Origin of the sequence: Roseovarius gaetbuli, assembly GCF_900172365.1 — a bacterium.
In the GTDB taxonomy this organism is placed as follows: domain Bacteria; phylum Pseudomonadota; class Alphaproteobacteria; order Rhodobacterales; family Rhodobacteraceae; genus Roseovarius; species Roseovarius gaetbuli.
Genome location: NZ_FWFJ01000003.1, coordinates 185,398 through 196,746 on the forward strand (window position 1 = coordinate 185,398; position 11,349 = coordinate 196,746).

16 protein-coding genes are annotated in these 11,349 nt (G+C 58.5%); 7 read left to right on the plus strand and 9 right to left on the minus strand.

Going from position 1 to position 11,349, the window contains the following annotated elements:
* Positions 1-9: 9 nt before the first annotated feature.
* Positions 10-1,359 (plus strand): acetyl-CoA carboxylase biotin carboxylase subunit, encoded by a 1,350-nt coding sequence (gene accC / locus ROG8370_RS03090; protein WP_085825604.1) that lies wholly within the window; start codon positions 10-12, stop codon positions 1,357-1,359.
* A gap of 62 nt (positions 1,360-1,421) precedes the next feature.
* On the opposite strand, the gene ROG8370_RS20855 is transcribed toward accC, so the two are convergent.
* The gene (locus tag ROG8370_RS20855; RefSeq protein ID WP_245827161.1) at positions 1,422-1,568 is read right to left on the minus strand and encodes a hypothetical protein; all 147 of its coding nucleotides are present in this window, start codon (positions 1,566-1,568) and stop codon (positions 1,422-1,424) included.
* Between the two features lie 87 nt (positions 1,569-1,655).
* Positions 1,656-2,108, minus strand: coding sequence for a class I SAM-dependent methyltransferase (locus tag ROG8370_RS03095; protein WP_245827162.1), 453 nt, complete (start codon positions 2,106-2,108; stop codon positions 1,656-1,658).
* A 94-nt stretch (positions 2,109-2,202) separates the two neighbouring features.
* Here ROG8370_RS03095 and aat point away from each other — a divergent pair, with 94 nt between their 5' ends.
* Positions 2,203-2,847 carry a leucyl/phenylalanyl-tRNA--protein transferase gene (gene aat, locus ROG8370_RS03100; protein ID WP_085825605.1) on the plus strand — a complete coding sequence of 215 codons (645 nt, stop codon included), beginning with the start codon at positions 2,203-2,205 and terminating at the stop codon, positions 2,845-2,847.
* Here the strand turns inward: aat and ROG8370_RS03105 are convergent.
* From ROG8370_RS03105 to ROG8370_RS03125, 5 genes are all read right to left on the minus strand, one after another.
* A complete protein-coding gene (locus tag ROG8370_RS03105; RefSeq protein ID WP_085825606.1) occupies positions 2,814-3,173 on the minus strand; it encodes a DUF2155 domain-containing protein in 360 nt (119 codons plus the stop codon). The two genes, aat and ROG8370_RS03105, sit on opposite strands and share 34 nt — an antisense overlap.
* Positions 3,170-3,628, minus strand: a complete 459-nt coding sequence (gene mlaD, locus ROG8370_RS03110) for an outer membrane lipid asymmetry maintenance protein MlaD (protein ID WP_073199518.1) — start codon at positions 3,626-3,628, stop codon at positions 3,170-3,172. The genes ROG8370_RS03105 and mlaD overlap by 4 nt, the downstream gene beginning before the upstream one ends.
* A gap of 10 nt (positions 3,629-3,638) precedes the next feature.
* Positions 3,639-4,022, minus strand: coding sequence for an NADH:ubiquinone oxidoreductase subunit NDUFA12 (locus ROG8370_RS03115; RefSeq protein WP_085825607.1), 384 nt, complete (start codon positions 4,020-4,022; stop codon positions 3,639-3,641).
* 198 nt (positions 4,023-4,220) lie between these two features.
* Entirely contained in the window at positions 4,221-5,489 is a 1,269-nt protein-coding gene (gene clpX, locus ROG8370_RS03120; RefSeq protein WP_085825608.1) for an ATP-dependent Clp protease ATP-binding subunit ClpX, read from the minus strand.
* A gap of 146 nt (positions 5,490-5,635) precedes the next feature.
* A complete protein-coding gene (locus tag ROG8370_RS03125) occupies positions 5,636-6,268 on the minus strand; it encodes an ATP-dependent Clp protease proteolytic subunit (RefSeq protein WP_085825609.1) in 633 nt (210 codons plus the stop codon).
* A 266-nt stretch (positions 6,269-6,534) separates the two neighbouring features.
* On the opposite strand from ROG8370_RS03125, the gene ROG8370_RS03130 reads away from it, so the two are divergent.
* Positions 6,535-6,888 (plus strand): ArsR/SmtB family transcription factor, encoded by a 354-nt coding sequence (locus ROG8370_RS03130; RefSeq protein ID WP_085825610.1) that lies wholly within the window; start codon positions 6,535-6,537, stop codon positions 6,886-6,888.
* Between the two features lie 24 nt (positions 6,889-6,912).
* Here the strand turns inward: ROG8370_RS03130 and ROG8370_RS03135 are convergent, their stop codons facing one another.
* A complete protein-coding gene (locus ROG8370_RS03135; protein WP_170925167.1) occupies positions 6,913-7,497 on the minus strand; it encodes a carboxymuconolactone decarboxylase family protein in 585 nt (194 codons plus the stop codon).
* 206 nt (positions 7,498-7,703) lie between these two features.
* Positions 7,704-8,939, minus strand: coding sequence for an acyl-CoA dehydrogenase family protein (locus tag ROG8370_RS03140; RefSeq protein ID WP_085825611.1), 1,236 nt, complete (start codon positions 8,937-8,939; stop codon positions 7,704-7,706).
* Between the two features lie 256 nt (positions 8,940-9,195).
* Here ROG8370_RS03140 and ROG8370_RS03145 point away from each other — a divergent pair, with 256 nt between their 5' ends.
* The 4 genes from ROG8370_RS03145 to tnpB form a co-directional block, all read left to right on the plus strand.
* Entirely contained in the window at positions 9,196-9,786 is a 591-nt protein-coding gene (locus tag ROG8370_RS03145) for a Hint domain-containing protein (RefSeq protein ID WP_085825612.1), read from the plus strand.
* A gap of 451 nt (positions 9,787-10,237) precedes the next feature.
* Positions 10,238-10,582, plus strand: coding sequence for a type I restriction-modification system subunit M N-terminal domain-containing protein (locus ROG8370_RS21235; protein ID WP_281252686.1), 345 nt, complete (start codon positions 10,238-10,240; stop codon positions 10,580-10,582).
* A gap of 81 nt (positions 10,583-10,663) precedes the next feature.
* On the plus strand, positions 10,664-11,032 hold the full coding sequence (tnpA, locus tag ROG8370_RS03155) for an IS66-like element accessory protein TnpA (protein WP_139838029.1): 369 nt from the start codon (positions 10,664-10,666) through the stop codon (positions 11,030-11,032).
* A partial coding sequence (gene tnpB / locus ROG8370_RS03160) for an IS66 family insertion sequence element accessory protein TnpB (RefSeq protein ID WP_139838030.1) occupies positions 11,029-11,349 on the plus strand: 321 nt, incomplete at its 3' end. The genes tnpA and tnpB, both read left to right, overlap by 4 nt.

Here is an 11,349-nt window from a genome sequence, read left to right on the forward strand (position 1 = left end):
GCACAGGCAATGTTCGACAAGATCCTTGTGGCCAACCGGGGCGAGATCGCCCTGCGCGTCATCCGCGCCGCCCGCGAAATGGGCATTAAAACCGTCGCCGTGCATTCCACCGCCGATGCCGACGCGATGCATGTGCGCATGGCCGACGAATCGGTTTGCATCGGCCCGCCGTCCAGCAGCGACAGCTATCTGTCGATCCCGGCGATCATTGCCGCCTGTGAAGTCACCGGCGCACAGGCGATCCATCCCGGTTATGGCTTTTTGTCCGAGAACGCGAATTTCGTGCAGATCGTCGAGGATCATGACCTGACCTTCATCGGCCCCTCGGCCGAACATATCCGCATCATGGGTGACAAGATCACCGCCAAGGACACGATGAAGGCGCTTGGCGTGCCTTGCGTGCCCGGCTCTGACGGTGGGGTTGCGACACTGAAAGAGGCGCAGGTGCTCGGCGAAGAGATCGGCTATCCGGTGATCATCAAAGCCACCGCCGGCGGCGGCGGGCGTGGCATGAAGGTGGCGCGCGATGCCTCGGAAATGGAAAGCGCCTTTCTGACCGCGCGCTCTGAAAGCAAGGCGGCCTTTGGCAATGACGAGGTCTATATCGAGAAATACCTGACCACGCCGCGCCACATCGAAATTCAGGTGTTTGGCGATGGCAAAGGTCAGGCCGTGCATCTTGGCGAGCGGGATTGTTCGCTGCAACGCCGCCACCAGAAGGTTCTGGAAGAGGCCCCCGGCCCCTGTATTACCGAAGAAGAACGCGCGCGCATCGGCAAGACCTGTGCAGATGCGGTATCGCGTATCAATTATCGCGGCGCCGGTACGATCGAGTTTCTCTATGAACAGGGCGATTTCTTTTTCATCGAGATGAACACCCGGCTTCAGGTCGAGCATCCGGTCACCGAAGCGATCTTTGGTGTCGATCTTGTCCAGGAACAGATTCGCGTTGCCGAAGGTCTGCCGATGTCGTTCACTCAGGACGATCTGCAAATCAATGGCCATGCGATCGAGGTGCGGATCAATGCTGAAAAGCTTCCTGATTTTGCGCCCCGTCCCGGCACGATCACGCAATTCCATGCCCCCGGCGGGCTTGGCGTTCGGATGGATTCAGCACTTTACGACGGCTACAAGATCCCGCCCTATTACGACAGCCTGATTGCCAAGCTGATCGTACATGGCAAAGATCGCCCAAGTGCTCTGACCCGTCTGGCGCGCGCACTTGGCGAGCTGATCGTGGATGGCGTGGATACCACCGTGCCGCTGTTCCATGCGCTGTTGCAGGAAGAAGATATCCAGACCGGAAACTATAACATTCACTGGCTTGAACAGTGGCTTGAAACCAACCTTCAGGGCTAAGCCACCCGCCGCGCGCGAATGACAAAGGGCAGGTTATTACCTGCCCTTTTGCGTATCAGGTGTTAATCCACTTGCTCGGGCATCAAGGTAAAGCTTGCCCGCAACGTTGGGCCCTCAGAATAGTAATCTGACAGGCCAAGGCGCACGTCATCGTCAAGCAGATTCCAGTCGATCCAGTCGAGATCAAAGCCCATGTCATAGGCCACCATCGCAACCGCGCCACGGCTTGGCAGAAGATAGGGGCGGCCTTGGCCAAGAAGCGCCTCGCGTGGCCGCTCGATGGTGAAAATCGGCTCTTACGACTGGCCGAACAGACCGTCCACGATCACAAGGTGCGGCCCAAGCTCGCCAAGTAAACCGAACAGCTCGTAAAGGTCGGTCACCGAATCCAGCATGTCGAAAAGGATGACCACATCGTATTGCCGACCTGCATCAACCTCGGATCGCAATTCTTCAAGCGGATCGGCACAGCGCATGTCAATCCGTTCACGCAGCCCCACATCAGGAAGCCGCATGAACCGCTCTACCTGGTCCGCGTTCTTTTCAATACCAACCACCTGCAAGCCGCCGGCAGCCGCAAGCGCATAACACCACGCGCCGTCTTCGGCCCCGATCAGCATCACAGTGGAATCGGCGATCGCATGGCGAAACGCATCAACCAAAAGGGCATGCCGTGCCTGTGTGCGATTGGCCATCATCGTAAGCCCATCGCCCATGAACCCCGCCACCCCATTTTCCATGACTGTCATTGAAGCGCCTCATCCTTGTATCGCCTTTCCCGGTTTTACATGCCAAAAGATACCGAATGATTAACCTCTGCCCCATCTCGCCCGAGACCTCCTCATGAGCACCCTTGCCCTCTCTCCCGCGATTTTGCTCAGGGCCTATGCAATGGGCGTGTTTCCGATGTCCGAGCACCGCAATGACCCCGAGGTCTTTTGGGTCGATCCGCAGCATCGTGGGGTGTTGCCGCTGGATGGGTTTCACATTTCCCGCTCTTTGGCGCGGCGGATGCGGCGCGGCGGGTATCGCGCCACTCTTAACCATGATTTCGAGGGCGTCTTGCGCGCCTGCGCCGATCGGCCCGACACGTGGATCAACGCGCCCATCCACCGCGCTTACGTCGCGCTGCATCACATGCAACACGCCCACTCCCTTGAAATCTGGCAGGACGGCGCGCTGACCGGCGGGGTTTACGGGGTCACTCTCGGCGGGGCCTTCTTTGGCGAAAGCATGTTTTCCCGTCGCACCGATACGTCAAAGCTGGCGCTCGCGCATCTGACCGATCACCTGGCGCGCTGTGGGTTTACCCTGTTTGACACGCAATTCATCACACCGCACCTCGCGCGGTTGGGAGCACGGGAAATTCCCCGCGCGACCTATCATGCCCTGCTCAAAGATGCGCTTGAGCGTGATGTAAGGATCACCGACAAGCCGCTTGAAACCGACCCGCGTCAGATTTTACAGCGCAACACCCAGACGTCATAGCGCGGATGCTCAAGCGCGTTGAGCGCGGGAGAAGAGGCAAGCATCCAGCCGGAAAACAACTCGCGCCCGCTGGCGGTCTCGCGAATCGTCATAAAGGCATAAGCATCCCCCGCAGGGTTGCCCTCGGGATAACGGCATTGCGCAAGTTCTACGGTAAGGCGGCCAAATTCGTTGGCCTCGCCGTTGCTCAGATCAATATCCCGGGCCTGTCCGTTGATCTTGTCAAGCCCGCGCAATACCGCGCCCACACCGACAGAGGCGACCTCCTGAGCGGCACCTGCCCCGGCGCAGAGCGACAGAACGAGCCCGAGCCAGGCGATTTTCATTTCGCGGCCCCATCCTCGGAGCCGGAAACGAATTTCATCAACAATGACACAAGGCTGACCGAGCCTTGGGTGAATTCGATTTCATCGCCTGCCGCAAAGTAAAACGGCGAACCGCCGGGCATGATCTCGACGTAGTTCCCACCAAGCAGACCTTCCGAGGAAATCGCAACCGCGCTGTCGTCGGGCACGTTGATGCCGTCGAGAACGGTGAACTTAGCACTCGCACGATAGGTAGCCGGGTCAAGATCAACGCTGGTGACGCGGCCCACCTTGACGCCGGCCAGGCGCACATCGGTCCCGACGCTCACGCCATCGGCGCTGCGGAAACTGGCGCTCAGCTGATATTCGCTGCCGCCGCGTGTCATGCCGGTGGTCTTTCCCGCATAGGCAAGAAATCCAAGAGCCACGGCAAGAACGACACCGCCGACGAGTACTTCGGTTTTATTCTCAGACATTTAACCAACCTTATTCCGGGGACCAGGCCTCGTAATCGCGACGCTCGACCGGGACCGCGTGACGGATCGACCCGGCAGGCGCATAGGCCAGCGGCGTGCCGGTGAGGTTTTCCTCATGCGGCTTCTCCCAGGCTTTGTGCGGCAGCGGCCTTTCGGTCGGCGGTTCTTTATAGGTGTGGTGCAGCCAGCCGTGCCAATCGGGGTCAACCCGCGTGGCCTCGGACTCGCCATTGAAAATCACCCAACGGCGCTTGTCATCCCGGGTGCGGTAAAAGATGTTACCCTGCGCATCCTCGCCAACCTTGACGCCCTTACGCCAAGTGTAAAGCTGAGTGTTGAGCGTCTGCCCGTTCCACCATGTGACCGTACGCAACAGCGTCGTCAAAATGCCCATCCAAACCTCCGACAAATGCTGGTCATGATATGGCGGATTTGGCGGCAAAGGTCCAGTGCTGCATTCCCTTCTTTGGCCATAGACGACGTTGCATACAGAGCGCCGAGAATTTTCGACGAAAATTCTTACCCGCGCCCAAACAAAAGGCCTGCGGTTTCCCACAGGCCTTGGCTTGTCCCAAAAGAGGCCGCGAAGGGATTACCCTGCGCTTGCGCCTTCTTTTTTGCCTTTGGTCTCCGCATAGATGATCAAAGGCGCCGCATCCGAATTGACGGCCTCTTCGTTCACCACAACCTCTTCGACATTCTCCATGCTCGGCAATTCGAACATCGTATCCAGCAGGATATCTTCAAGGATCGACCGCAACCCGCGCGCGCCGGTCTTGCGCAGAATCGCGCGCTTCGCGATCGCACTTAGCGCGTCATCAGTAAAGGTGAGCTTGGCATCTTCCAGCTCAAACAGCCGCTGGTACTGTTTGACCAATGCGTTCTTGGGCTGCGTCAAAATGGTGATAAGCGCATCTTCATCAAGATCTTCAAGCGTCGCAATGACCGGCAAACGACCGACAAATTCCGGGATCAGACCGAATTTCAAAAGATCCTCGGGCTCCAGATCGGTGAACACCTCGCCGACGCCGCGCAGATCATTGTCGCGCACATCCGCTCCAAAGCCCATGGCAGACCCTTTGCCGCGCTGCGCGATGATCTTTTCGAGACCGGCAAAAGCCCCACCGCAGATGAAAAGGATGTTGGTGGTATCCACTTGCAGGAATTCCTGCTGCGGATGCTTGCGCCCGCCTTGCGGCGGAACAGCGGCCACGGTCCCTTCCATCAGCTTCAAAAGCGCCTGCTGGACCCCTTCACCCGAGACGTCACGGGTGATCGAAGGGTTCTCGGATTTACGGGTTATCTTGTCGACTTCGTCGATATAGACAATCCCACGCTGCGCGCGTTCGACGTTATATTCGCTCGACTGCAACAACTTGAGAATGATGTTTTCCACATCCTCGCCCACATAGCCCGCTTCGGTCAGAGTGGTCGCATCGGCCATGGTAAAGGGCACATCCAGAATGCGCGCAAGTGTCTGGGCCAAAAGCGTTTTACCGCAACCCGTCGGGCCGATCAGAAGGATGTTGGACTTTGACAGCTCAATATCGCTCTTGCCAGAATTGTTCAGGCGTTTGTAGTGGTTGTGCACCGCGACCGACAACACGCGCTTGGCCGTGGCCTGCCCGATGACATAATCATCCAGAACCTTGCAGATGTCGCGCGGCGCCGGAACGCCCTCGCTTGATTTCAGGCCCGCGCTCTTGGTTTCTTCGCGGATGATATCCATGCACAGTTCGACGCATTCATCACAGATGAACACTGTCGGCCCCGCAATGAGCTTGCGAACCTCGTGCTGGCTCTTGCCGCAAAAGCTGCAATAGAGCGTGTTCTTGCTGTCGCCGCCTGAATTATTCGCCATAACGTACCTTTCGGGCGCTGCGCCGCCGTCTGCCTTTTGGCCATATCTGACCGGGTGTTCGTGTGTTTCGCCTGCCAGCTTAAGTCAGGCGCAAAAGCTCCACAATCGCAAAAACGCCCGCCCCACCAAGGGGGCGGGTTTATGCGTTACTTCGCCTCCTCGTCGCTCTTGGCGCGATTTTCGACGATCTCGTCAATAAGACCCCAGGCCTTGGCATCTTCCGGCGACATGAAATTGTCACGCTCAAGCGCCTCTTCGACCTTTTTCAGGGTCTTGCCGGTGTGCCGGACATAGATCTCGTTGAGCCGCTTCTTGAGCTTCAGGGTCTCTTCGGCGTGGATCATGATGTCCGTCGCCTGGCCCTGATATCCACCGGAGGGCTGGTGCACCATGATCCGGCTATTGGGCAGCGAAAAGCGCATGCCCGGCTCGCCCGCCGTCAAAAGAAGGCTGCCCATGCTGGCCGCCTGGCCAACGACAAGCGTGCTCACCTTGGGACGGATATATTGCATCGTGTCATAGATCGACAGACCGCTGGTGACCACGCCACCGGGGCTGTTGATATACATGCTGATCTCTTTGCTGGGGTTTTCCGCCTCAAGATGAAGCAGTTGCGCCACGATCAGGCTTGACATGCCGTCATGAACGGGGCCGGACAAAAAGATGATCCGCTCCTTCAGAAGACGTGAGAAAATGTCATAGGCCCGCTCGCCCCGGCTGGTCTGTTCAACGACCATCGGTACGAGGGTGTTCATGTAGGTATCCATTGGGTCTTTCATCGTCGCCCGCCTGCTCTATTGTCCGATCAACCGCGATCAGACCTTGTCAATTTACCCGATCTATATCGGCCAGTTCCTAAGGGAGTCTTAGTGTTGCGCCCAAGGGGCTGCAAGGGTTGCGCAAGATTTTGTAGCAGGCCAATGCCACCCCCGGAGGTTTTCGCGCGACACATCATCACAATTTCGCGCAATCGCGTTGCCATGTTTTGCACAAGTACGCAAAACACTCTAACAATCTTTGCAGGAATGAACACGAAAGTCCCGAAATGCCCCTGCCCGTCCTTGATGATGCGCTTGATCCGGTCGAAATGGACCGCATGCTCGAAAATGCGACCGCAGCGGCGAATTTCCTGAAGGCGATAAGTCACGAGGGCCGGTTGCTGATTCTTTGCCATCTGGTGTCAGGCGAAAAATCGGTGACCGAGCTGGAAACCCTGCTGTCGGCGCGTCAGGCGGCCGTGTCACAACAACTGTCGCGGCTGCGCATCGAGGGGCTCGTCACCACCCGGCGCGACGGCAAGGCAATCTTCTATAGCCTCGCCGACGACCGCCCCCGTAAAATCCTGGAAGTGGTCTATGACCTGTTTTGCGCCCCCGCCGAGGAGGGCGCAAAACCTTAGATCAACGTGATTGGCCTGCCAACGTCAGGCAGGCTCGACCTCTTTGCCCACCGCGAAGGGCGCAAACACATCATCAACATCCGTGTGATTGACGTGATTGGCATAATTCGAGATCGTCTTGACCGCGAGAGCCAGAATGATTTCAAGCACATGCACATCGCCATAGCCTGCAGCTTTGAACGCCTCGGCCTTGGCCTTGCTCGCAAGACCGCGTGCCTCCCACATGTGGTGGGTAAACTGGCGCAGCGCTTCAAGCTTTTCATCGGCAAGCGGCTTGCCGTCGCGCAGGGCCTGGGTGTGCTCGGGCGCAAGCTTTGAGACGTTGATCGCAAGCATTGAATGCGCCGCCGTGCAATAGTCACAACCATTAGCCTCTGACACGGTCAGGAACACGACCTCTTGCTCGGGCGCCGTGAAATGCCCCGATTGGCGAAACTGGTCATAGCCATGCAAATAGGTCGACAAAAGCCCCGGATCATTGGCCATGCCACGATACATATTGGGCACAAAGCCAAGCTTGGCGCGCGCGCCCTCCAACAAATCCTTGGCCTGACCCTCGGCCACATCATCACTCACCGGTTTGATCTCAACTCGGAATTCAGCAGTCATGGAACTCTCCCTTCGGTTTGCGTTCGCTAAGGAGCTAAGCGCTAAACTGAAGCAATGTAACCGCTGGGGCGATCACACAGCCGTGAGACCCGTTCGCCTGTGCAGACCTGCCTGTGCGGCGGCGCTCATCCGCCCTTACAGGCGGCCTCGCGGGATGTCGCGCGGTAAGAGGGAACGCCTGACAAGCGTTCCCTCTTACCCAAGCGTTACAGCTTTTCCTGCGTGTATTTGCGCAGCTCGGTCCGCGCCACCTGACGGCGGTGCACCGCATCCGGCCCATCCGCCAGCCGCAGCGTGCGCACATGGGTCCACATCGCGCCAAGCGGCACGTCCTGCGAAATGCCTTGCGCGCCGAAAAGCTGTACCGCCTCGTCAATCACCTTGAGGGCCACGCGCGGCGCCACCACCTTGATCTGGCTGATCCAGGGCGCAGCCGCGCGCGGATCGCCCTGATCCATCATCCAGGCCGCCTTGAGGCAGAGCAACCGCGCCTGTTCTATCTCCATCCGGCATTCGGCGATAATGTCGTAATTCGCCCCAAGCTGCGCGATCTTCTTGCCAAAGGCCTCGCGCGCCAGGGACCGGCGACACATCATCTCAAGCGCCGCCTCGGCCTGACCGATCGCGCGCATGCAATGGTGAATCCGTCCCGGCCCAAGCCGTCCCTGCGCAATCTCGAACCCGCGCCCTTCACCAAGCAACATATTCTGCGCCGACACCCGCACATCCGAAAACCGGAAATGCATATGCCCATGCGGCGCGTCGTCATGGCCGTAGACCTCCATCGGGCGCAGCTTTTCGATCCCCGGCGTATCGGCCGACACCACGATCATCGAATGGCGCTGATGCTTGGGCATGTCATCGCCGCCGGTCTTGACCATCACGATATAGACCTTGCAACGCGGATCGCCCGCCCCCGTCGCCCACCATTTCTCGCCGTTCAGCACATAGTCATCGCCATCGCGCACGCAGGACATCGCGATATTGGTGGCATCCGAACTGGCCACCCCCGGTTCTGTCATAAGATAGGCGCTTCTGATCTCACCTTCGAGAAGCGGCGCCAACCAGCGGGTTTTCATCTCTTCGGTGCCATACCGCTCGAACACCTCCATATTGCCGGTATCGGGCGCATTACAATTGAACACCTCGGCCCCCATTGGGGTCTTGCCCATTTCCTCGGCGAAAAACGCGTATTCCACAGTGCTAAGTCCAAAGCCGCGCGCACTGTCGGTCAGCCAGAAATTCCACAGCCCTTCGGCCTTGGCCCGCGCCTTGAGCCCCTCAAGGATTTCGGCCTGGCGCGGGGTGTATTCCCAACGATCCCCTTTGCCGATCTCGGCGTGATACTCGGCCTCCAGAGGCATGATCTCGTCGCGCACCATCGCCGCAACCCGATCCAGCAGCGCCCGCATCTCCGGGCGCATTCCCAATGTCATTTCCATGGCTTATCCTCTTCCTGTCCTGCCCGCCAAAGCGGTGCTTCCCCTCAAAATCAACTGTCGCGCGACTGGTCAATCAGTACCTACAACCCAAACCCCTCACCATCGGCCTTATGCCAGAACCTGACCTTTGAACGCCCACATTCACGCCACAAACGGCGCGCTAAGTCACCTAACGGCAACGCCTTGACCACCTATTTGACAGCATGAGGCGCGCCGCAACAAGCGAGTAGTAGTTTAAAAAGTATCAGGATTATCAATGTCCGTTTTCATTCGACCCAAAACCCAAGCCTCGGCGGTCACCTGTTTCACCCCCGGCACGGCGATCACGACCCTGACCGGCAAACATCCCGTCGAGACACTGCGCCCCGGTATGCGCGTCCTCACCCGTGATCGCGGCTTTCAACCGGTGATCTGGTCCGGACGGCGCTGCCTTGAGGCACACGACCTTGCCGCAAGCCCCGATCTCTGCCCGGTTTTGATCCGCAAGGGCGCGCTTGGCTCAAGCCTGCCAGAGCGCGACCTTGTCGTGTCTCCGCGTCACCGCATGCTGACCACAGCCCCCGAACACCGCGCCCTGACCGGCGAAACCGAAGCCCTGATCGAGGCGCGCGCGCTTCTTGGGCAACCGGGCATCACCCGCGTCGCCCCGTCGCGCCTGTGCTATGTTCACCTGGCTTTTGATCACCACGAGATCATCCTGTCGGAAAACACCTGGTCGGAAAGCTTTCACATCGGCCCGGCCACGGCCCTGACGCTCTTGTCCGATCAGCAATCCCAGGTTCTCAAGGCCTTTCCCTGCCCTGAAGGGCAAACGCTCGCGCGCACCTGCGTGGACACAGCCGCGTAAAGGCTCTCGCCTCGACAAGGGGAAGATCAGGTCGCCAAAGATGTCAGGATGACGATTGAACGCTCAGGTACCTAAAGGCGGCAGGTCAGCTCAACCGGCCTCAAGTCGCCAAAGGCGGTAGACCCACTGAAAATGGTGCGGGAGAAGGGACTCGAACCCTTACCGAACCCAATAATTTCAAATGGTTACGGTGTGTTTTGCAACCGTGTAACCGCCCTAAAAATGGGTTAAAAAACGCAACTTGGAAAGCTATGAACTTTAATCGGCCGACGCGATTTTGACAAACTTTTCCACAAGTGTCGTCTTGATCTAGGGCGAGCAACGTCCTGCTAGATCGGTAACCTTTGAATCCACTCAGCTTTTGCATGTCCGATACAGATACGATCGGTTGTTAACCCTTGGCCAAGTCGATAACGTCAGCACTATCATAAAAATAACCGAATAGGCCCCCATGCTTACAGGCACCATTCGCACGCAAATCGACCAGATCTGGAACGCTTTCTGGTCCGGCGGTGTTTCCAACCAGCTTTCCGTCATCGAACAGCTGACCTTCCTGCTTTTCATCAAGCGGCTAGATGAAATTCACACGCGGGAAGAGAGCAAGGCCGAGATGGATCGCCGAATCTTCCCTGACGGGGCCAACTATGGCATGCTGTCGCCCGTTGACTATGAAGCAGAACAGAAGAAAATGAACGAGGCGGGCATATGGGAAACTAGGTGCACCACAGGCTTGTGCCCAGCCAAGGAGTTCAAACTCCCATTTAGAGTAACCGCGCCATTGGCACCGCCTGCCTGACGCTGGGGCGATGATCTAAGATACGTGTTTAACGACGTCGTTAACGACGTCGTTAAACACGTATCTTATGCGGGGTCATCGATGCGTGGTGAATTTCTTGGGGTCGAGCGACGGCGTTTCTGGCGTGACGAGGGCAAGCTCGAGATTGTCATGTCGGTTGGGATAGACGGGGCGACGGTGACGCAGGTGGCGCACCGCCATGAGGTTACGCGGCAACAGATTTATGCCTGGCGGCATGACCTCAAGAAGAAGGGCCTGTGGACGCCCAATGCCGGGGCGCTTTTCTACCCTTTGGATATGCCAGTGCCGGCAGCGCAGCCTACGGCAGCTGATACGTCGCCACCAGCTGCAGTCGAATTGCGCTTACGGTGCGGCCATCGCCTTCATTTTGATAGCACGATAGACCCGGCCGCGCTGACGTCCTTGATCCGTGCCGTGGAAGCCGCATGATCGGCCCTGGCACCGGCGTTCGCGTGTATCTGGCCTGCGGTGTGACGGATATGCGAAAGGGGATCGCCGGGCTGGCGGCACTTGCCCAAGATGTGCTGCGTCAGAAACCCGCCAGTGGGGCGGTGTTTGCGTTCCGGGGACGGCGTGGTGACCGGCTGAAGCTGCTCTACTGGGACGGCCAGGGGCTTTGCCTCTATTACAAGGTGCTTGAGCGGGGACGTTTCCCTTGGCCGAGCGCCAAGGATGGGGCGGTGCGGCTGACCTCTGCACAGCTCGCGATGCTCTGGGAAGGCATCGACTGGCGGCGTCCGGATTGG

Bases quoted from the DNA above. Each gene is read 5' to 3' on its own strand.
- accC (WP_085825604.1), top strand. From the start codon at position 10: ATGTTCGACAAGATCCTTGTGGCCAACCGGGGCGAGATCGCCCTGCGC.
- ROG8370_RS20855 (WP_245827161.1), bottom strand. From the start codon at position 1,568: ATGGTGGCCTATGACATGGGCTTTGATCTCGACTGGATCGACTGGAAT.
- ROG8370_RS03095 (WP_245827162.1), bottom strand. From the start codon at position 2,108: ATGACAGTCATGGAAAATGGGGTGGCGGGGTTCATGGGCGATGGGCTT.
- aat (WP_085825605.1), top strand. From the start codon at position 2,203: ATGAGCACCCTTGCCCTCTCTCCCGCGATTTTGCTCAGGGCCTATGCA.
- ROG8370_RS03105 (WP_085825606.1), bottom strand. From the start codon at position 3,173: ATGAAAATCGCCTGGCTCGGGCTCGTTCTGTCGCTCTGCGCCGGGGCA.
- mlaD (WP_073199518.1), bottom strand. From the start codon at position 3,628: ATGTCTGAGAATAAAACCGAAGTACTCGTCGGCGGTGTCGTTCTTGCC.
- ROG8370_RS03115 (WP_085825607.1), bottom strand. From the start codon at position 4,022: ATGGGCATTTTGACGACGCTGTTGCGTACGGTCACATGGTGGAACGGG.
- clpX (WP_085825608.1), bottom strand. From the start codon at position 5,489: ATGGCGAATAATTCAGGCGGCGACAGCAAGAACACGCTCTATTGCAGC.
- ROG8370_RS03125 (WP_085825609.1), bottom strand. From the start codon at position 6,268: ATGAAAGACCCAATGGATACCTACATGAACACCCTCGTACCGATGGTC.
- ROG8370_RS03130 (WP_085825610.1), top strand. From the start codon at position 6,535: ATGCCCCTGCCCGTCCTTGATGATGCGCTTGATCCGGTCGAAATGGAC.
- ROG8370_RS03135 (WP_170925167.1), bottom strand. From the start codon at position 7,497: ATGACTGCTGAATTCCGAGTTGAGATCAAACCGGTGAGTGATGATGTG.
- ROG8370_RS03140 (WP_085825611.1), bottom strand. From the start codon at position 8,939: ATGGAAATGACATTGGGAATGCGCCCGGAGATGCGGGCGCTGCTGGAT.
- ROG8370_RS03145 (WP_085825612.1), top strand. From the start codon at position 9,196: ATGTCCGTTTTCATTCGACCCAAAACCCAAGCCTCGGCGGTCACCTGT.
- ROG8370_RS21235 (WP_281252686.1), top strand. From the start codon at position 10,238: ATGCTTACAGGCACCATTCGCACGCAAATCGACCAGATCTGGAACGCT.
- tnpA (WP_139838029.1), top strand. From the start codon at position 10,664: ATGCGTGGTGAATTTCTTGGGGTCGAGCGACGGCGTTTCTGGCGTGAC.